At 46.2% G+C, this 22,984-nt stretch carries 9 protein-coding genes; 8 read left to right on the top strand and 1 reads right to left on the bottom strand.

Going from position 1 to position 22,984, the window contains the following annotated elements; genetic code table 11:
• Window positions 1-161: 161 nt before the first annotated feature.
• Window positions 162-1,565, top strand: coding sequence for an alpha-L-fucosidase (locus F3I09_RS09645; protein ID WP_149694822.1), 1,404 nt, complete (start codon window positions 162-164; stop codon window positions 1,563-1,565).
• Between the two features lie 107 nt (window positions 1,566-1,672).
• On the opposite strand, the gene F3I09_RS09640 is transcribed toward F3I09_RS09645, so the two are convergent.
• Window positions 1,673-2,170 carry a hypothetical protein gene (locus F3I09_RS09640; protein ID WP_149694821.1) on the bottom strand — a complete coding sequence of 166 codons (498 nt, stop codon included), beginning with the start codon at window positions 2,168-2,170 and terminating at the stop codon, window positions 1,673-1,675.
• A 544-nt stretch (window positions 2,171-2,714) separates the two neighbouring features.
• Here F3I09_RS09640 and F3I09_RS09635 point away from each other — a divergent pair.
• The 7 genes from F3I09_RS09635 to F3I09_RS09605 are packed head-to-tail and all read left to right on the top strand — an operon-like array spanning window position 2,715 to window position 22,984.
• The gene (locus tag F3I09_RS09635) at window positions 2,715-4,049 is read left to right on the top strand and encodes a PKD domain-containing protein (RefSeq protein WP_149694820.1); all 1,335 of its coding nucleotides are present in this window, start codon (window positions 2,715-2,717) and stop codon (window positions 4,047-4,049) included.
• Window positions 4,050-4,091: 42 nt separating this feature from the next.
• A complete protein-coding gene (locus F3I09_RS09630) occupies window positions 4,092-5,813 on the top strand; it encodes a hypothetical protein (RefSeq protein ID WP_149694819.1) in 1,722 nt (573 codons plus the stop codon).
• A 21-nt stretch (window positions 5,814-5,834) separates the two neighbouring features.
• Entirely contained in the window at window positions 5,835-10,493 is a 4,659-nt protein-coding gene (locus tag F3I09_RS09625) for a hypothetical protein (protein WP_149694818.1), read from the top strand.
• On the top strand, window positions 10,493-12,589 hold the full coding sequence (locus F3I09_RS09620; RefSeq protein WP_149694817.1) for a hypothetical protein: 2,097 nt from the start codon (window positions 10,493-10,495) through the stop codon (window positions 12,587-12,589). Before F3I09_RS09625 ends, F3I09_RS09620 begins: the two co-directional genes overlap by 1 nt.
• 18 nt (window positions 12,590-12,607) lie before the next feature.
• Complete coding sequence (locus F3I09_RS09615) at window positions 12,608-17,791, top strand: T9SS type A sorting domain-containing protein (RefSeq protein WP_149694816.1); 5,184 nt, start codon at window positions 12,608-12,610, stop codon at window positions 17,789-17,791.
• A gap of 10 nt (window positions 17,792-17,801) precedes the next feature.
• A complete protein-coding gene (locus F3I09_RS09610) occupies window positions 17,802-20,102 on the top strand; it encodes a fibronectin type III domain-containing protein (RefSeq protein ID WP_149694815.1) in 2,301 nt (766 codons plus the stop codon).
• 8 nt (window positions 20,103-20,110) lie between these two features.
• Entirely contained in the window at window positions 20,111-22,984 is a 2,874-nt protein-coding gene (locus F3I09_RS09605; protein ID WP_149694814.1) for a hypothetical protein, read from the top strand.

Genomic DNA, 22,984 nt, shown 5'->3' with positions numbered 1-22,984 from the left:
AATTGTTAAAATGTATCAACTAATGGGAAATTCGCATTTCGTTATATTGTATTACCATACAGGAAATGCATAGTATGATTGTTATATTTTAGTGCATTGTAGAAATTAATTATCCACGAAACATCAGGGTCTCATAATCCAAAATCGCATCAAAGTTCACTATGAAGAAGACATTCTGTTTACGTCTCTTACTGGGCATCCAACTATTAATGCCTGCCATGTTAAAGGCGCAGGTAAAATCCGAAGGCAAGCCACTCGCTACGCTGCAACAGCAATTTGTTGATCTGCGTTTCGGTATGTTTATCCATTTTAACATTCCTACTTTCGCCAACCAGGATTGGCCTGATCCCGAAGCGCCGGTATCACTTTTCAATCCGACAAAGCTTGACTGTAACCAGTGGGCCGCTACCGCCAAAGCAGCCAATATGAGCTACGGTTGTCTTACCACCAAACATCACAGCGGGTTCTGTATCTGGGATACAAAGACCACCGACTATAACGTGATGAACAGTCCCTATAAAAAGGATGTGGTAAGAGAATATGTGAATGCTTTCCGCGCCAAAGGACTGAAGGTAATGTTGTACTACTCCATACTGGATACGCATCATAAACTGCGTCCGCACGATATTACGCGCAAGCATATCGAAATGGTGAAAGCGCAGCTCACAGAGCTGCTGACCAACTACGGAGAGATCACTGCGCTGATCATCGACGGATGGGATGCACCCTGGTCCAGGATCTCTTATGACGATATCCCTTTTGAAGAGATTTACCGCCTCATTAAGAGCCTGCAACCTAATTGCCTGGTGATGGACCTCAATGCGGCAAAATATCCGACAGAGGCCTTATTTTACACAGATATCAAATCCTACGAACAGGGAGCCGGACAACATATCTCCAAAGAGGCGAACAGACTGCCTGCATTATCCTGTCTGCCTATCAACAGCGCCTGGTTCTGGAAAACAAATTTCCCTGCCACGCCTGTGAAAGAGCCGGCGAAACTGGTGGATGATATCCTGGTGCCGCTGAATAAAGCCTGGTGTAACTTTATCCTCAACGTAGCGCCAAACCGTGAGGGATTGATCGATCCTAATGCTGTGCAGGCACTGGAAGAAGTGGGCAAACGCTGGAAGAATACAGGAGCTATGCCTGCACTGCCACCTGCCATAGCGCCTATTATCTCTTCCAATATCGCCAAGTTCCAGCGCAGCAATTCCAGCTGGAGCGATGATATGAATATTATGGACTTCGCCAATGACGACCGCTTCAGCAGCAGCTGGCAGTCTAATCCTGCAGTAAAGCAACCATGGTATGAAGTAGATTTTGAGAAAGCACAGCGCTTTAATATGATCAGCATTGTGGAAGATGGCAACAATATCAAAAAATACCATCTTGAATATGATGACAACGGTACCTGGAAGCCCTTAGCCAAAGGTGAAGGAGAAGGCCGTGTGAAAATACACCGCTTCGACAGTGTATGGGGTGGACGTGTACGTATCGTGATCGACGAGTTCAGTGCAGCTCCTGCTATCGCAGAATTTGGCGTGTATAATGAAAGGAGATAACCGTTTCCGCTAAAAAAAATCAATAACACATCCGAAACTGCAAGGTGGAGGAAAACACGAAGGCCGGCCCGTTTAAACACGGGTCGGCCTTTAGGTTTATACATAGTCTATATTCGGTCGTCGTGCAGTAAAATGCTACCCAGGCATATCATGGCGACATCTTCCACAAGTCCTGCAACAGGATCGGGCGTGCCGGTGATCTTCCCAAATTTCTTTCTGGCATAATAAGTTACATAAGCGCCTGCACAGGCTGCAGCAGCGCCTATCAAAGCCCCCAGCCACATACTCTTATGTTTTCTTCTGCTAATGATGGCCCCGGTAAGGGCGCCTGAAATGCTTCTGCTGATCAATCCTGCCGGTTCAATCCTGTCGCCTATGCCGGGTAGTTTATCCATGTAGGTTTCTCCGGCAGCCATTAAGGTTAGTACCTTACTTTCAGGGAAGATCAGTGCAGGGGCCAACGTTGTACGGGAGCCGGCAATAGCGCTCACGCCCGCAATAACAGCAAGATCCCGGGCGTGGTTGCCGTTCACAGGCTGTTTTGCTCTCCCTATCTCCCTGCTGGTCTTTGCAATGCCTGTAGTGGTGTTTGTACCGTTTCTCATGCTGTGAATTTTTAAATGATAGATTACCCAAAAAACATTCAGATTAATTTTCTACCACTTTCGTACCAGCAACTACCAGGATCAGTAGCATACTCAACCTGAAAGCACCCGTTTTATGCGAAATGCCGATATGCCCGAAATGGCTGTAGTAAACAGTTTTAACAGATAACAATAATTTTTTACTGCCGTAGGATCATCATAAAAATGCAATGGTATCAACGGATCTTGACCGTACTCAGGCAATACTGCAGCGAGGTTGTGTGTAAAATGTCCCACATTCTGGCACTTTATTTGGAACCAGTATAGCATATACGTCTCAACTTCTCATAAGTGCGAAAGGGCCTTTCATCCATAAGCCATTAACTGATAAATCCCCCGGAACAGTAACTTTTCCCTCATTTCTTTCTCTTCCTGGAACAGTAGTTCTATACTCAGTAGATTAACTTACTTATACTCATAGACATATAAAAAATTTCAATACTTTGAAAATATTTAAATATATTTGTCATGATTAGTGTTTGTTAAGGACATCCATACCCTGCCTATGAATAAAATAACCTACGGATTGGGGTTATGCCTATTGTTGACATCCTGTTTTAAAGAAGTAGGAATACCGGTTACTACTGATTTTATTTACACTGCAAAGGATAGCATATACACCGTACCCGCAAATATCAGTTTCACTAACCGCACTACAGGTGCGACTCACTTCAAATGGACATTTGAGGGAGGGGATCCTTCATCTTCAGATTATGAGAATCCCGGTACAGTCGTATTCAAACAGGCGGGAGACTACAAGATCACCCTTGAAGCATGGAACGATGATGAAAGACAGGTAAAAACACAGCACATTCATATTGATAGCGCCGTAAATATTGGTTTTGATGCAAGGGTGCTGGTAAACGATTTCTCACCGGTAACGGTTCATCTCGTTAATAATACGATCGGTGCTTCAGCATACAGGTGGACATTTGAAAATGGAGAGCCTGCCAGTGCTACTGTACAGTCACCGCCGGATGTAACGTTTACTACGCCGGGTACACATAAGATCACGCTGCAGGTAACCAATGGTGGACAGGAATTTACAACAGAAAAGATCATAACAGTAAAGCCTGCATTAACGAATGATTTTACAATGGAACCCTCATTTGAGGATGAAGATGAAGAAGCCCCGCTGACAGCAATACTGGAGAGCAAAGCAGAGAATCTACTGACACGAAAATGGACGGCTACCGGAGGAACGATCGCCGATGACACCGCCGCTAACACTACGATCTACTTCAAAGACCCCGGCACCTACCAGGTAACACTTACAGCAGAGAATGGAAAAGAATCAAAGATTGTCACAAAGACCATAGACGTAAAAGCAAACACCGGCCTGCGTACTATCAGGGATGTTAAGCTCGGTATCAATGCCGCCCAGTCAGTGATCGGCGCGTATTATTCTACCCGCCTGCGTAAGGTCTTCAAAAAAGGAGATGACCTGTCCGCAGCAGGCAAGGATATTGATATCGTATTCTTCGGGCTGAATCAGGGCTTTGGTTACAACAAATTCATCTCGCCTGATTCGTCATCAACCTATGCATTTGGAAGTATACCCGGCGCTACTTACACGCGTTACATCAACAGCCAGGAAGCATGTGGATGTAGCCTGGTGTTCACAGCAGCAGACTTCGATGCAATGACCGATGATACACCGTTGAAGAACCTGACTATCAGCAACAGCGCAGAAGGCGGAGTACCTTTTACAAATGCCCTTAGCCCGCGAATTGTATTGTTCCGTACTGCAGATGGCAGAATGGGAGCCATTAAAGTTAAATCGTTTGTACCCGATGGTACATCGTCATATATCATCATAGACATTAAAGTACAGAAGTAGTGAGCAAACTGATTGCTGTAAAACAGTAGATCCCTTACGTGTATGAAATATTTATTGTATTGTTTGGGCCTCCTGCTGTTGCCGCCGGCCTTGCGCGCGCAACAGGTGGATATTGCCAATCTGAAAGGAATGTTCGGTAAGGGCGCTCCTTTAAAAGTGAATGGTGGCCTGAATGCCAGCACCATCTTCCATAACGGAAGTGAAATGTCCGGCAGGCAGCCCTTTACCTGGTACCTGAATGGAAATATGAACCTGAATATTTATAATCAGGTAAATCTTCCATTCTCCTTTAACCTTACCAATGCAGGTATCAACTATACCTATCCTACCACTCCCAACAGGTTGAGTTTACACCCAACCTATAAGGGTATTACCGGCCATATAGGAGATGTTGCGATGACCTTCTCTCCCTATACGCTCAACGGTATCCAGTTCAGGGGAATAGGCGTGGATGTGGCTCCTACCAATGAGTGGAGCGTCAGCGCTATGTACGGCAGGCTTTCACGCGCTGTTGCATATGATAGTACCAACAGGAATGTACTGCCAACATTTGAACGTATAGGTTATGGTACAAAGCTGACATTGAATGAGGAGAAATACGGACTGGGCTTTTCCCTCTTCGCTGCAAAGGATGATCCTTCCTCTATTCCGACGGTGCCTGATAGCTTGTATATCTTCCCTAAAAAGAATGTGACCTTCAGCATCAACGGTATGCTGCGGCCTGCGAAAGGGCTTGAGCTCAGTCTGGAATACGCCAACAGCGCCGTGGAGATGAATAAGAGAGATTTCAATATCGTAAAGGCACAGGGTGGCAATCTGTTAGGTAGCGTATTCATGTATGATCATAAATCAACACTGTTCTATAAAGCGATTAAAGCGGGCATGAACTATACCTTCTTTAAAAGCGCTATAGGACTGGGATATGAAAGGATTGATCCCGGTTATCAGACCCTGGGTGCATATTATTTCAACAATGACCTGGAGAATATTACCGTAAATTTCTCACAGCCTTTCCTGAAGAGCAAAGCCAATGTGAGCGTCAACGTGGGTTATCAGCGAGATGACCTGGCGCATATAAAAGCCGGGCAGACCTCCCGTATGGTGAGCTCTGTTAACATGAACTATAATCCGGGCGACAGGCTGAATATGAGCCTCACGTATTCCAACTTCCAGACCTATATGAACATGCGTTCACAGTTTGATGCCATCAACCAGGTCACTCCCATACAGAACCTGGACACGCTGAACTTTACGCAGATCTCACAGAATACAACGCTGAATGTGAACTACATCCTGAAAACAGATAAGCGTAAAAGCCAGAACCTGAACGTGAACTTCAGTTTACAGGATGCGGCCGACCTGCGTGAAGGTGTACTGCATAAAGGTGATGGCTCCCGTTTTTATAATGGCAACCTCGCTTACTCGCTGATGTTCATACCCGCACAGGTGAATGTGACCGCCGCTTTTAACCTGAGTTATAATACAATTGGCCGGGACGATTATCTTACCTGGGGGCCGACAGCTGCTATCAATAGTCGCCTGTTCAACAGGAAGATGACGGCAGGAGGCAGTGTGTCTTACAATGCAAGTACCGCCAGTGGCGTACAACAGGGAAAGGTGCTGAACCTGCGGGCCAATGCAGGATACAGGGTGCAGAAGAAACATAACCTGAACCTGAGCGCCATCCAGCAGTTACGCTGGGTGCCGTTGAGGGGAACAGTGAACGACCAGACAGTGACGCTGGGATATAATTACAATTTTTAACGTTACGTATTACCGCTACCTATGAATAAATATTACCCGCTCTCTTTACTGTTGATGCTGCTTTGGTGCAGCACGAAAGCGTGGGCCGGAGACCCGGATTCATCCCGGCTATATGGCCCCGGTAAAGAACTTCCGGTGAACAATATCATGATGACTGAGCAACGCAGTTTTCCTCAGATGGATCAGCTGCTGGCAGGCAGCGCATTGCCTGCGGCTACAGAATCATTGTTCACAACAGCGTACCTCAACAGCATGTTCCCGGCAGACAGTTCTGTCAATGCCTATCAGCTGAAAGCGCAGGAAGAATTTGAAAAACTGGATAAATCAAATCATTATACCAGTGAACTGGGACCTGATGATCTGAATGAACTACCCATAGGCTTGTCCCAACAGGTAGGCAATACCAATGTGAAGATAGCTGTGAGCAGTGTGATCTTCCACCCCGGTTATGCAGAGCTGACCGTGTACGCCAAACTGGAGATCCCGCAGAATCCCAAGAAAATCTTCTTTGGTATCAAAGGGCTGAAGCTCTCTTATACCGGTGGTATCATTGGCGATTCGAAACTGGTGTTGTTAGGGAATATTCCCATCAATATCAATGGGGGTAGCGCAGCCGTTATTCTGAAGGGCGGCATGAATATGCAGACAGGAGAGGGACTGGATTTGACCTATGTCACCATGGACTGCTCCGGTTTTAAAGAGTTGAGTATTTCTGCGGATATCATGTTCCCCCGTTCCCTGCTTACGCCGCTGGATGCCAAAGATGAAAGGGAAAAGGACACTACCAAAGTGGTAAAGGCCTCTTTCCAGACTACAGTAAGGGATTGGAATGACATTCTCGTCAGCGTGTCATTGCCCGCTTTTGAAATCACCTCACTGAAGGATTTCGGTTTTCATGTAGGAAAAGCCGTGTATGACGGCAGTGATATCAGGAACAGTACAGACATTGTCTATCCTAAAGGATATGCAGAACGGTATATGCCGGCAGGTACGCCGGAATTGTGGAGGGGGGTATATATCCAGGACCTGGAGGTGATCCTTCCCCGGCAGTTCAGCAAAGGCAAAAATATCAAGGAAAGGGTCTCCTTTGGAGCAAAGAACCTTGTGATCGATAATAACGGCATTTCAGGCACTATTTTCGGCCAGAATATACTACCGGCAGGTTCGGCCTCAGGATGGAAATTTTCGGTAGATAAATTCAATTTAGACCTGGAAGCTAACCATCTCACAGGAGCAGGTTTTGATGGTACCATTCAATTGCCTGTTTCCTCTACGCCCTTTTTCTATTCTGCAGTCATCTCTGCGGATAATGAATACCTGCTGAAAATGGGTACGCTGAAGAAGCTGTCGTTCGATGTATGGGGCGCTAAGGCTGACCTGGATTCCAACTCATGGGTACAGCTGAAACTGGCCGACGGACAGTTTGAACCGGAAGCTAACCTGAATGGAAAGATAGGTATCACCACTTCAGGTACTGCAGGAGATACAGAAAGTACGAAGAAAAAGATCGTCAGCTTCCAGGGTATCAAATTCACCAACCTGCACCTGCAAACGAAAGCGCCTTATCTCACCGCTACTTACTTCGGTTATAACGATGAAGCGAAGTTCAGCAACTTCCCAGTTACCATTACAGAGATCGGCCTGTCTGCGAATGAGAAAAATGCTTCCCTGTATTTTGGTGTGAAAGTGAACCTGATGTCGGGTAAGTTCGGTGGAGAAACCAGGGTGTCTGTAGTAGGCGCTTTTGAGGAGAAGGGGGATTACCAGTCCTGGAAATTTGAAAAGCTGCAGCTAGACCTGATCTCTATACATGCTGAACTGGGCAGTGCCATGACGATAGATGGTACCCTGCAGATCATGCGGGATGATCCTGTATATGGAGACGCTATCGGCGGTAGTATCAAGATGAAAGTGCTGAACGGAAAAGTGAAGATAGATGCGAGGGCATTGTTCGGTAGTAAAGACTTCCGTTACTGGTACGTAGAGGCTAAAGCCGACCTGGGACTGGGTATTATGGTTATACCGCCTATCGCTGTGAATGGCTTCGGTGGTGGCGCTTATTACCACATGAAGAAGGACGGTGTCAATATGCAGGCTTCCCTGACAGGTGTGAACTATGTGCCGGATGAAAATACAGGATTGGGGCTGAAGGCCACGGTGCTGTTCACCGTTGGCGCTAAAGTGGCGAACGGGGAGGTTACCTTTGAAGTAGCTTTCAACAACAGTGGAGGTATTAATTTCATGGGATTCTATGGTTATGCTACTATCCTGAAAATAATACCCGGTGTAGGCAATATCACAGAGCGGCTGGGCAAGAAGTTCCAGCAGCTGGCAGATGCTGAGGCCAAAGCTATTAAGAGTCTTGGTGGTGTAGGCGAGAAGCTGGCAGCCCTTAAAGTATCCAATCCTTCCGCAGCCGGACAGGCACTGGCAAAAGATGATTACCGTGTGGGTGAAACAGGCTTGTCTGCTTATGTAGGTATTCAATATGACTTTACTTCATCCACTTTCCACGCCAATTTCGATGTATATGTCAACGCTGCCGGCGGTATGCTGACGGGCACCGCTACCGGCAACCGTGCCGGATGGGCTGTGATCCATATTGCACCGGGTGAGTGGTATTTCTATATGGGTACGCCGGAAAACAGGCTGGGACTCAAATTCAGCCTGGGAAGTATCAAGATACAAACAGGGGCATACCTGATGGCAGGAGACAACATTCCCGGATCTCCGCCTCCTCCGCAGGAAGTGGCCGACATCCTGGGTGTACAGATGAGTGAACTGGATTACATGCGCGATCTCAATGCTACCGGCGGTGGTAAAGGTTTTGCCTTCGGAGCTAATATCAGTGTGGAGACCGGCGATATTACCTTCCTCATTCTCTATGCAAACTTTAAATGTGGCGTTGGTTTCGACATCATGCTGAAAGACTATGGCGACTCGCATTGTGTGGGCAAGACAGAGCCGATCGGTATGGATGGCTGGTATGCCAATGGTCAGGCCTATGTGTACCTGCAGGGTGAAGTAGGGGTGAAGGTGAACCTTCGTTTCATCAAAGGGCGCTTCCCGATCATCTCAGGTGCAGCAGCAGTGCTGATGCAGGCCAAGCTGCCTAATCCTACCTGGATGCGCGGTTATATGGCCGTGAAGTTCAGTGTGCTCGGCGGATTGGTGAAAGGAAATATGCGCTTGAAAGTGACCCTTGGTGAGGAATGCGAGATCGTCAATGGCTCCGGCAGTCCTATTGATGTGCAGATGATATCCGACGTAACACCTGCAGATAAGAGCAACGGTGTGGATGTATTCACTGCGCCGCAGGCAGCTTTCAATATGAGCGTAGGTAAAGTATTTGAAGTGGAAGATGATAACGGTAAGCGCTCTTACCGCTCCCGCCTGTCAGCCTTCACAATCACTGATAATGGTGTAGCGATACCAGGTACATTAAAATGGAATGATAACGGTGATATCGTTTCCTTCTATTCTAAAGAAATACTGCCTTCTAACAGGCCAATGAAAGCATATGTAAAGATCACGTTTGAAGAAGTGGTGAATGGTAACTGGCAAACTTATTATGCTGATGGTAAGGAATGTATTGAAGAAAAAACAGTGGCGTTTACAACAGGTACAGCACCTGATTATATACCTGTCAGCAACCTGGCATACACTTATCCGGTGATGAACCAGAAAAACTTCTACAAAGATGAATATCCGCAGGGCTTTGTTACCCTGAGAAGAGGACAAGCTTATCTGTTTGATCCGCGCTGGAAGTATGAAGTAAGAATGGCGGATCCAGGTGGTAATACGTTGAAGGCGGAAATGTCTTACGACTCCATCAACCAGGTGATCCGTTATAACCAGGCGCCGCTGGCACTGGGCGCTGCTTACCGGTTTGACATCATTGCTATTCCTCCGAATGCATCCGCGACAGACACCGTGGCTGTTTATAAGCAACCAGAGAAAGAAGAAAGTGAGGATGGTAGTTATGAAGTAGCCAACAATAAAGCACAGGTAGTGACAAGGGGCGATATCACGAAGTCGCTGCTCAATTACAGCTTCCGTTCCAGCGTATATAAAACATTCACAGAGAAGATGGGTAAGCTGAAACTGAAAGACGGATTGTATGAGCGCGTTACTTCCGATGTAATCAGGCTCCTGGCAGATGTAGGCGATTATGAAGGCTTCGAGGTAGCGGAAATGACAGGTAATGATGGTACTGGTTTCAGTCCGCTGGTCACAGCCACTGCTACCATGGAAGATGCCTATTTCGGTAGTGATATCAATCCGCTGTTATACCAGCATTACCAGGAGAATGGAGAGATCACCATCGTGAACAGGGACGTTCATATTTTAGGTGTAGTGCCTGACAAGGCGCTGCTCATTATGCCGAGTTATCTGGCGGAAGCAGCAGCCGGTGGCGTTACTTCCTGGTATAAAACGAGGATCCCTTACCTGTATGACCTGCCATTCATTTATAAAGCTGACTATATAGACCTGCAGACAAGAGCTGTACTGAAATACATGCAGACCGGCGATGCCGGTGGCGCAAATGTATTGCTGAACAGTACCTTCCCATTCATGCGCTATGGTAACTACAAAGTGAAATACCAGTATGTATTGCCAGATGGTACGAAGACCAGCAATGCGATGTTTGATTATTATAATTCCTTGAAAATCCGGTAATGAAGAAAGTGAAAATATTATTGTCGCTGTTATTGATGATGGGAGTGTTAAGCTACGCTCCGGCAAGTGCACAACGCAAAGCAGCGAATAATTTATACATGAAAGCTACCGTGCGTAAGTCGGGCGTGTTGCTGCGCTGGGCGGTGGATAATCCTGCCGCCTGGAAGACTACCAACCAATATGGCTTCGAACTGGTAAGGTATACCGTTGCAAGAGACGGGCAGGTATTGAAAACGCCGGAGAAAAAAGTGTTGAATACTACACCACTGAAGCCTATGCCATTGGATGCCTGGGAAAGCATTGCCCAAAAGGATCAGTATGCAGCCATCATTGCACAGGCTATTTACGGTAAGACCTTCGAGGTATCGGGCAATACGGGCAATAAGAGTGTGGCCACCATCATCGCACAGTCAGCCGAACAGGAACAGCGTTTTGCCTTCTCCCTGTATGCAGCTGACAACAGCTTTGCCGCCGCTAAGATGGCTGGCTGGGGCTGGGAAGATAATACGGCAAGACCTACGGAAAGATATCTCTATCGTATCTATACGCTGGCGCCTGTGAGTAAGCTGAAGATAGATACCGGGAATGTGTATATCGGTATGAGTAATTATGAGGAACTCCCGAAGCCGGGCGACGTAGGAGCTATATTCGGTGATAAGAGCGTGATGTTAAGCTGGGAGTATAATGCTTATAAAGCTTACTATACTTCATGGATCGTGGAGAAGTCGCTGGATAATGGCGCGACATATGAGCGCGCTACTAATCTTCCGGTAGCCAATATCAATGAGAAAGATGATAAGCCGTCTCCGCGCATGTATTACATGGACTCTTTGCCTGATAATGAAAGGACCTGTTATTACCGTGTAAGAGGGATCTCACCCTTCGGTGAACTGGGGCCTCCTTCAGAACCCACTTCTGGTAAAGGAAAGCACCTGCTGAGATATGTACCAAACATCCGCAGTAATAATATCAACGAAAAAGGCATTGCAACGATCAACTGGGAATTTGAGGAAGCAGGCAATAAACTGATCAAAGGCTTCCGCCTGAACCAGGCGCCTACTGTGAGTGGGCCGTATAAGGTAGTGATGGACAACATCGCGCCTGAGCAACGTTCTTTGGAATATGCTCATTTGAATCCTACCAATTACTTCACCATGACGGCTGTTGCAAAGGATGGAGGTACTACGACTTCATTCCCTGTGTTGGTACAACCGGTAGATTCTACTCCGCCTGCAGCCCCTGTTGGTCTTTCCGCAACGATAGACAGCAGTGGTGTTGTGACCCTGAAATGGGAGAAGAATAAGGAAAACGATCTCTTAGGATATGCCATCTTCCGTGGTAATAATCCTGGTGAGGAGATGTCGCCGGTGATTGATAGCGTATGGCGTAATAATGTATTCAGAGATAGTGTGGTGGTGAAATCATTGAACAGTAAAGTGTATTACGCAGTAAAGGCGTTGGACCAGCGGTACAATGAGTCTCCCTTCTCCGCAGTACTGGAAGCAAAGAAACCAGATGTGGTACCACCTGCCTCACCGATCTTTTCCGGGTATAGTGTGAAGAACGATACGGTGTACCTGTCATGGGCGCGCAGCAGTGATGAAGATGTTGCGGAACATCTCCTGTACAGGAAAATAGGGTTGGATAAAGCCGCTAAATGGGATCTTATCAGCCGCATTACAGCGCGGGGTGTGTATGGTTATTCTGATGCTGCAATCATTGGCGGTAATACCTACTCTTATATTATTACTGCGAAGGACAGCAGCGGACTGGAATCTATGCCAGTACAACCCGTAACGGTGAAGGTGCCTGTAAGTCCTGAGTCTATCCGTGTAAAAGGCTTCAATGCCGCTGTTAACAGACAGGAACGGTATATCCAGGTATCCTGGAATGCGATAGCAGATAAGACGGCTGAGTACCAGTTGTACAAAGGCGAGAAAGATCAGCCTATCACACTGTGGAAAGTAGTGGAGGCAAGCACAAGAAGCATCACAGATCAGCAGTTAAAGATCAACACTACTTATAAATATGGTATCCGTGTGGTGAAGGCCAGTGGCGCAATGGGGCAATACCAGGAAATAGAAGTTAAATATTAAGATATAAACACAATAGCTATGAAAAGATTTTTACTCTTTTGGCTGTTCTTATTAGTTGCAAAATTTAGTTTGGCTCAAAATGCAGTTGTACCCTATGATATATTCTGGGAAGTATATCTGACTGCCAACGGTGGTACAACCGGCTGTGACAGCTATGTATCCCTTGTAGCTGAGATGGAAAAGGGTGATGAACAGGTGATCGCCAGGATAAATGCGAACAATATATTCACAGGAGGGTTCGGTAATGGCACGTTCTTCGGATCATTCACCTTTACAACTGAGAACAGGATCAAGCGGGTCAGGGTGTATACTATTAAGAAGAACGGCAATTGCAGTGTGGCGGGAGAAGGTACTTATACTACAGCTGATATTGATTATGGGACACGTTGTCCTTACCTGACGTATAATAACATATTCTCCGGATATGGGGCCTCTTCCCAGATGAGGCTCTCTTTCCGGCCTACGACGGATAAGTTTGTATTAAAACTGGATCTGAACCATAAGATAACCAGGTATGCGTACGAATTTAATTCAACGGCGACAGTTAATTATACCGATGGTACAAATGAAACTTTTAGCCTGAAAGATAAATACTATACAGGCGCTTATCAGGATGAGCAGTCATCGCGTGGTATTATGTCCTGGACGCAGAAAGGGGTAAAGGACATTGATATCAACTACAAGTGGAAGAATGAATCTAACCAGGGTTGGCAGTCAGGCACAAAGAAGATCACTATCAATAGCGGGGGGCAGCTGTTTTCGACCAGCACTACTGCTCCCTATGGTAATCTTTCCGCATCAGACGCTGTGATCAACATCAGTTTCCAGCATGTGTATATGTACATAACGTCCGGTCCGGAACCGAATAACACTACGCTGCCGGTAGATGCTAAGATCTACATGAAAACGATCAACCCTGATATAAGAGAGGACGTGATGCGGTGGTATTATAGTTTTGACAACTGGGCTACTTCTCAGGCTTTCCCTGAGAACCTGTTATGGAAGAATCCGACTTATTTCAGCGCTAATGACATGCTATATGGAGCCGGACTTGCTAATTTAGGGAAGACGGTCTCCATCAGAGGATATGATGTTTGTGGTAATCAGGCTTACAGTGCGCCCTACAATCTGGTGATCAGCCTTTCGTCCCCTACATTCTTAGATGCAAAGGGTATTGATGTATCCTGTTATGGTAAGGCAGATGGGGGAATAAAGATGAAGTTCAGCAGGTTGCTGTATCCCGGTGAAACGCTGGGCTTACAGGCCGTAGACCCGAATGCTGGTCCGGGTGGAACTGTAAAGAACTTTGACGTAGTAATAGGACCTGACAGCACTTATACAACACCGGCTGATAAGCCATTAAGTGGAGGAACATATAACCTGACACTCATCGGTGGATACCAGGGCAACACCATTTACAGTGGTTCGGCTGCACATATGGCTACTGTAACGATCTTTGATCCGCAGCCATTGGTGTTTTCAACCCCTGTGCCATCGCCTGTAAAATGTTATGACGGAAGCGATGGTGCGATCACATTATCGGGCAGTGGTGGTACCCAGCCATACAAGCTATTATACAAAGCGGCGGGTGAAACTAATTTCACTACAACAGACTTCACTGCTAATCCTTATACCTTCAGTAATCTTAGAAAAGGAGACTATGTAGTATCTATTACGGATAAAAACAGTTGTCCTGCTAAAAATGCAGCGGGTGATGCAGAGGCAGCAGTGACAGTCACACAGCCGGATGCGCCGTTACAAAAGGATAATGTGACTGCTGTCGATCCATTGGCAAATGGTAGTACAGATGGTAGCATCACTGTACGGCTTAAAGGAGGTTCGCCCTTCGCGGATGGCTCATATAATGTTTCCTGGACAAGAGCTGACGGGCAATCTTTCACACCAGTAAACACAGTAGGAAATAATATTTATACCACGAAGCTTAGTAACCTGGGTGCTGGTATTTATACACTGACGGTAAAAGACAAGAACTATGATGCCGCCGCACCGGCAGGTAATGGCGGTTGTATCTATACGGAGCAGGTAACACTGACAGACCCGCCAGTGTTGGAAGCCGGTATTACTGTTGCTGACAGTATTTCCTGTTATGGTATGAGTGATGGTAGTCTGCTGGCGGTACCCACAGGTGGTGTTCGCATGGCGACAGCACCTTACTATACTTTCCGTTGGTATAAAGATGTAAGTGGCAGCTGGCAGGACCTGAATATCACCAGCATTAAGGCCACTGGCCTGAGTACAGGACGGTACAGGGTGCTTGTGACAGATGCCAACAATATTCAGAAATATTCAGATCCCAAAGATTTTATAGAACCGGGTGATCTTAAAATTCAATTTAGTGAAACGCCGGTATCCTGTTTCGGTGGCAGCAACGGTACTTCTACAGCAACAGTAACTGGTGGTACGCCTCCATTCAGTTATGCCTGGACAGGAGGTGCGACAACTGTAACAGCTACCAGCCTCCCTACAGGCACCTATACACTGAATGTAATAGACTATCACAGTTGTAAAGTGTCTGATCTGTCATTCATAGCACAGCCGGCGGAAGCATTACAAATTGTTAATGCGCCAATTACTTTCCCACGTGGTTATGGTTATACAGATGGTAACATTAAAGTATTACTGAAAGGTGGTACTCCGAAAGCAGATGGCTCTTATAACATCACCTGGAAGAAAGCGGATGGTACGGTATTAAGTAATTACACATCCACTCTGCAGCCAGGAGGCTATGAAACCCTGCTTAGCAATATTGGCGCGGGTGATTATGTATTAACTGTAACAGATGCTAACTATACAGGTACTGGCCTACCTTCTGATGAACAGGCTTGTTATCTCGAACAACCATTCCATGTCACCCAGCCTGATCCTATCGTTACACAGGTAGCAGAACAGCATTATGTATCCTGTAAGGGTGATGCCGACGGTGCTTTGATTGTAACAACAACAGGTGGTATGAAGTATCCGGCAGGACAGGCACCTTATCTCTATGAATGGTACCGTTTAGATAGTGGTACACCGGTATTATTGTCTCAGACCACTGCAATTGCTTCAGGCCTGCCTGCGGGTATATATAAAGTGATAGTGACAGATATGAATACTGTCAGCAAAGAATCTGATTCTTTTTTACTGGTGGAACCGGAGCTGCTGGAAGTGAAACTGGCAGCACGTGCTGTGAGTTGTAACAGCGGTACGGATGGTTTTGTAAAGTCGACGGTAACAGGTGGTACGCTGCCTTACAGCTGGTCATGGACAAACAGCGCCAATACACAGGATATTATTAACGTAGCAGCAGGTAATTATGGTCTGCTGTTAACAGATGGACATGCTTGTATTGTACAGAAAGATACCACTGTTATTGAACCTGCTATGCCGCTGGCAGTAGCAGACGTGACCCCGGTTGATCCTAAGGCATTCGGCTATACCGATGGTAGTATACAGGTGACGCTGACAGGTGGAACACCCGATGCAGCTGGTTTGTATAATATCGAATGGATAGATGCTACAGGTAAACAGCTCAGCACATTTACACAGACAAAAACGGCAAACGGGGTTGTTACCTTATTGCAGAACATAGGAGATGGCAGTTATACACTGAAAGTAAAAGATGCACAGTATGCTATTTCTACAGATGGCAGTACAGCAGGTTGTTATGTAGAGGCTACCTATACCTTGCATGAACCGCCTTTGCTGGAGGCTGTGCTGAGAGAGTACCGCTATATTTCCTGTGTCAATCTCGCAGATGGACAGCTGGCTGCGCATGCACAAGGCGGTATTCCTTTTACGAGTGGCCTGCCTTATAAATACCAGTGGTATAGCGTTGTGAATGGGGCAGAAACACTGATCCCGCAAACGGATAGTATCATCACCGGTATGCCGGCGGGGAATTACCTGGTGAAGGTGACTGACTTCAATAACATCACCCGTAGTTCTCCGGTATTTACATTACAACAACCTGCCAAACTTAACATCAACTTCACTACAGCCGCCGTGACTTGTGCATCTGGTATGGATGGCAGTATTGTAGCTAATGTGACGGGTGGTACACAGCCTTATCAGTATGAATGGACAAACGGTGAAACGACGGCTACCATTAAAGATCTGACAGAAGGTGCTTATATGTTGTACGTAACAGATGCACACGGTTGTGTGGCGCTGAAACAAACAGATATCTATATTCCGGAAGGTATTAAAACTACTCCTGTCGTGAAAGCACCGACCTGTAATAATTATTGTGATGGCACTATCACGGTAGGTGTAAGTGGAGGTATTGCGCCTTATACCTATGCATGGGATAATGGCAGTAAGACGAAAGACCTGACTGGTCTCTGTGCAGGTAAGTATACGCTGACCATTACAGATGCCAACAACTGTAAACGCATTCAGTCATTCACCCTGACTAATCCAGGACCGCTTGTTATTAATGTGGGTGCAGATAAAACACTCTGCAACGGCCAGACATGGACAGTGAATGCTACTATTCCTGACGCGCAGGCAAAATATAAATGGAGCGGCGATAATGGTTTCACTGCTGACAAACCTGGTGTTACCCTTAATCAGACTGGCAGCTACAACGTGCAGGTGACAGACAGCAAGGGATGTAAGGGGGCAGATACCATCGCGATCAAACAATACCAGGCTGATATTGCTGCGGAGTTTATATCTCCGACACAGGCATTCAGTGGCGAAACTGTTTCTTTCGTGAATATCAGCTATCCAAAACCTGAATGGGTGGAATGGGTGCTGCCGCAGGATAAAGGCGTGACTGTAGTAAGTAAGGCAGATATGCTCACTGAACTGCAGTTTGCTGATACCGGCTTCTATACCATTACCCTCCGTGCACATATCGGCGATTGCGAACAGGTATTTACCAAGAGCATTTCGATCCTGAAAGGGCAGGACTTCCCTGCACCTGGTGGAGCGCAGACGCCGTTCATTCTTGCCTTTAACGTGATGCCTAACCCGACTGATGGTCAGTTCACCGTACAGGTAAAACTGGACAAACAATCAGAGATCAGGTTACGCATGATCAATATCATTTCCAATCAACTGGTCAGCGATAGAAAAGAAAGTGCGGCCACGCAGTTCAACGTCAACTACCAGCTGAATGTAACAGCGGGTACTTACCTGTTGCTGCTGGAAACACCAATGGGCAATGCGGTGAGGAAAATTGTCATAAACAAGTAGCAGTCAGAAAATGAAAATCAGCATACATAAAACATTCCGTATAGCGCTGCTGGCAGGCATGCTGCTGTGCGCCGGTTATTTCAGATCGGCGGCGCAGCAGTATCCTGTAAAGGTGCAGGTGCAGTTATTGCAACCGGTATCGCCACAGCTGGCTAACCTTTACAGTGGTACACAGGCCAGGTTGATCATCACCCTGCTGAACACTGACCTGCAAAAGCCTTCTTTATCCGTCCGCCTGCGTCTTACCATCAAAGGTGGGAATGCTATGCTGCGCAATAAGGATTATGGCTATTATCCCAACATCCAGCTGGATGCCGGTATTCCCCTGCAACTGAGCCTGGATGACCTGGCTCCTTATTTCCAGATCAATAACCTGGATGCTTCCGGTATATCACCCTCGCAACTGCTGCAGAACAGCCGTTTACCCGATGGGTACTTTACCTTTTGTGTAGAGGTGGTGGAGGTCAACAGTGGTCAGCTGGTCAGCAGCAGCACACAGGGTTGTTCTCCTCCCGCGTGGATCAGTACCAGTCTGCCACCCTTATTGAACCTCCCGCTCAAAGGAGGGGGAGTGGCATACAGAGAACCGCTGAACATGACCTTCAACTGGACGCCCCGGCATATGAGCAGTGCCAATGCTGCTTTCCAGACAGAGTATGAGTTCACGATATCTGAGCTGTGGGATACTACCATTGCACCGGAAGCTGCATTCCTGAACACGCCTCCTTTATATCAGACTACTACAGCAGCAACAACATTGTTATACGGACCTGCACAGCCGCCGCTTATTCCAGGTAAACGATATGCCTGGCGTGTGAAGGCAAAGGCTAAAATGGGTATTGATGAATATGATGTATTCCTGAATAACGGATATAGTGAGATCTACTGGTTCGTACTACAGGAAGACTGTCAGCCGCCGCAACAGGTGCTGGCTACGGTGCAGAAGAACGTCGTTACTGTCAGCTGGTTACCGCAACAGAAGATGTCTGAATACATAGTGGAATATCGCGAAGCGAATAAGGACGACGCAGAATGGTTCAATGTAAAAACAACCGAAGAGCATGTAGCCATTTATGATGCGGTACCTGGCAGAAGTTATGAATATCGTGTAGGTGGTTATTGTGTGGCTGAGACAAAGACAATGGGAGATCTGCATGGATTTAAGATGCCGGCAAAAGATACTGCTGTAAATAAGAACTGCGGATTATTGCCTGATATCAAACTGGCTAACCAGGAGGCTATCAAGGAGCTGAAGAACGGCGACCAGATCATGGCGGGCGACTTCCCTGTACGTCTGATGACGGTATCGGGCGCAGGTACTTTCCAGGGTACAGGTTATGTGATGATCCCATTCCTGAGTGATGCGAAGGTGAAAGTGAAGTTTAACAATATTACGGTAAATACCAGCCGTCAGTTGCTGAGTGGTGTGATACAGACCACGTTTGACAGTTTGGAAACGCAGGTGGCGAAAGTGGGGGATGTAGTACAGGCTGTAAAAGATCTGGGTAGTGTGGTAATAGATCTGGCTCACCTGACGGTAGATAGTGATTATCTGCTGGTGAAGGAGTTGGCAGATGAGATCAGGAAGCTCGCGGAAGATGAATTGCCGGAGGAACTGAAGGACCGTATAGTCCAGGCAGCGGATAACCTGGAGAAGGCCAAGAAGGATTACGACGAAGCGAAGGCAGCGTATGATAATGCGAAAACACCTGAGGAGAAAGCAGCGGCGAAGGAGAAGAAGGACAAAGCAGCGGAGGCATTTGAAGAAGCGAAGAAAGAGGCGGCAGCAGTGAATGAAGAAAAAGAAAAGTTCATAAAAGATGTAACTGACCTGTTGGTGAAATCTGCCAGAGCTTTAAAAGCACAATATACAAGCAGCAGGAGACAGGCTATTTCACAGGAACTGACCAGCAGTAAGAAGAACCTGCAGGACCTGATACTTAGTGTGAAAAAGGCATTGTTAAATGGGCGGGAGTTGCCACAGGGAGGAGCTGCATCGGCACAGGCAGGTATCATCTTTATTGATACAACAGTGACCGCAAATGCTGAAAGTAACGATTTCGATAAGTTAAGTATTGCCTTTAAGAAGGCAGAACTGGAACAGAAAAAAGTAAGTGCAGTTGATATTCTTGAAAGAGATATTTCATCGAGGGAATACTATGAGCTGGTGAAAGAAGTGTTCAGGAGAAGAGGAACAAATGTGGTTGATTTTATAGTGGAACAGCGGAAGAATGGAGCGAGTGATGATGAAATAGTAAATGAGCTGAAAGGAAAGTTGGAAGAATTATTAATTGATTTAATCAGTAAATAGTCCGAAAGATGAGACGTAAAAGTATAATACTGTTTATACTGGTATTAATGATGACGAAGGTCTTCGCTGTGAATACAGATGACAGCACCTTGTCTGTTATCATTGCCAAAGGCCGTGCAGAGCTGAAACTGTTGCAGGAACAGAACCAGCGGAATGATGAAGCGGGATTATCTGAAAGGAACCAGTACATATTGAATATCCATACCGTTGATGAAGGCGGGCCTGTTAAGGTAGAATCCCTTGATAAGGAATTTATCAAACAACGCAAGCTGACCTATGAAGCAGGTAGTCCAGCTGTTGCGGGTGATTTTTTTATCACTGATGTGAGTGCGCTGAATAAATTAAATGAGAAGCTGCGTGTTTTAAACAGTAAGAAAGAGAATGCCATTAAAACATATCTTTTGATGGTGGACTTCGTGCCTATGGCGTTTGATAATGGGATCAGCGCTGATATAACCCTCAAAGAATTGCTGAGTGAGAATAGTGAAGATGTCAGGAATAAAGCTGTTGCGGCACTTGCCTTGCAGGATGCCAGACAGATCGTCGAAGGAATTACTGAGCCTTTCATTAAACAGCAGCAGGATAAGGTCCTATTCTGTGGGCTTATGAAATTTAAGGTCTTTGTTGAAAGTTATAAGCTACGGGATATCTATCTGTATTATCCGCACAATAATGTGGATGATGTAGTGAATGGCGCTTATCAGACGATCCTGAAGAATTATATTTCCTCTATCGCATTTAAGAATGGTCCTCAGTACGTGGAGGATTTCATTGTGGCCATGGAGGGAAATAACAAGGACTATCAGAACCTGCCAAATGTGAAGGAGAAGATCATGCAGACGACTACTTCTTCGGAGATGTATGCCTTGTTAAAGACTATCAGTAATAAGGCGTATGATGCTCTGACGGGAGATGAGAGGCTCCATGCTATTAAAGTCCTGGCTGGAGTGGAGATCTTTACGGAGGCCCAGACGCTCATCAATGAATTATTGGAAAGTACACAGCCTGACGATGCCAATACCTTACTGGCTGCTATGGAGCAACTAAATGACAAGGCGCCGGCTATTGTAAAGATCTATCCGGGTAATGTGGGAGTTGGTTCAGGTGGCCCACCCACAGATGGGCCTAACCGTAAGAAGGATTGGTGTTTGCTGCGAGGTATTACGGAAGAAACCAAAGATATGAAGTTTGGTCCCTGGGGAGAGGATAATTACAAAAGGCTAATCAAGGCATTTATTGCCATCTGTAAGATGTCCTCCGATTTCAACGATCAGGTGAAAGTGCTGCAGGATGCCAACAGCGATAAAATTGTAGACCGCACTATCTTCTATACTTACAATAGCATTTGGTCAAAGATAGAGGCCACGCTGGTGAATATCAGTCCTATGATGCCGCCGATGGTACAGAAGATTGACAGGAATACCAGCTACATAGACAACTGCGAATTGAAGACAGAGACACAGCTGTTCTTTAGTTATATGGGACCCGATGATGATCAGGGTGGAATAACATTGAAACCATTCGAGCCTATCGTGTTTGTTAATAACAGCGATCTGGGTATGCTGGCTGATCTGAACAGCGGTGAGAAAATGTTTGTTACGCCGGCCATTCTCCTCAAATATGTGGATGAGAAGGCATTCAACCAGACAGCTGCTGATGCTACTATGGCTGCTGTGGATGTAATTTCACTGGCTACCGGATATGGTGAGATCAAAGCGGGTGTGACAGGGATCAGAAAGGCCTGGGTATTGTTTGATATGTTCAACAGTGGTATGAACCTCTCTCTGAATGTGACAGGCGCCACTCAGAATGAAAAGGTAAGAGATATATTGAATGCCTATAATCTCATCACAGGAGGTATCTCTATTACAAGGATGGCTGCAGGCGGTATAAAAAATGTATATACGTATATACGTGGAAAGAAGGTGCTGAATGGAGATGATATCGCACAGTTGTTCAAAGCAATTGAAAATGGCGGAGAAGAACTGAAGATGATACCCAAAGCAGACGTTGAAAATATTGAGCTCCTCGTTAAGCGGGTGCGTGATGAAGCGAAGGCACGGGGACTAACAAAGCTGGAGAAAGATGCAGATAACCTGCTGGCGAGAATGGGTAGTGTAGCAGAGGATGGCCAGTTGCTGCTAGCAAGAATGAAAGCGTTGAAATATGGTGAACTGGAGAAAAAAATAGCTAACTTAAGTACCGCATCGAGAGAGAAGTTCCTGCAGGAATTTGATGCTATCAGCGACAAAGGCCTGGAAATCCTGAACAAAAATCCAAAACTTATTGATAACTGGGAGCTTAATGGTGATTTTTATAAGCAGCCATATCCCGGTACAGGACATAAGCCATGGGATGCCAGTGTAGAGAGCATTAAGGCGGAAGCAGATCCGGATAACCTGCATCTGTTATCGGCGGTTGAGTCAAAAGGGCCGGTAGCGCCATCTCAAAAAGCACTGGCCGGTGCTTTTTGTCCGAAGCTTACGAAGGAAAAGGGATTCGTTTCTTTAAAATATAATAATCCTGATTTTGATGTGGCAACGCTGGAACCCGAACTGCGGACGCACTTGGATTATCTTAATTTTATCAGAGATGATGCAGAAGCCGGGGGAAAGATTTTCGAAAAATTATATACTAATATAAAAAAAACAAAGCTACTTGCAGCTGACAAAGCAGGTATTCATGCGGAAGTACAGGCAGTGAATGAGATCATTAAAAAAATGAAGGCGGAGGGCCTGTTTAATTCACTGGAAGATCTGAAAGATATCCGTGTGCTGGTAAGAGGACCGAAGATGAAGAATCTCGGGACAAATACAAACATGATCCGTTGTCCGCATTGTTACAGGATTCTCCTGGGGGTAAACATGGTGGGTAATTTATAA

The organism is Chitinophaga sp. CF418 (assembly GCF_900142925.1).
Taxonomy (GTDB): domain Bacteria; phylum Bacteroidota; class Bacteroidia; order Chitinophagales; family Chitinophagaceae; genus Chitinophaga.
This window is presented reverse-complemented; position numbering and strand designations above follow the sequence as displayed.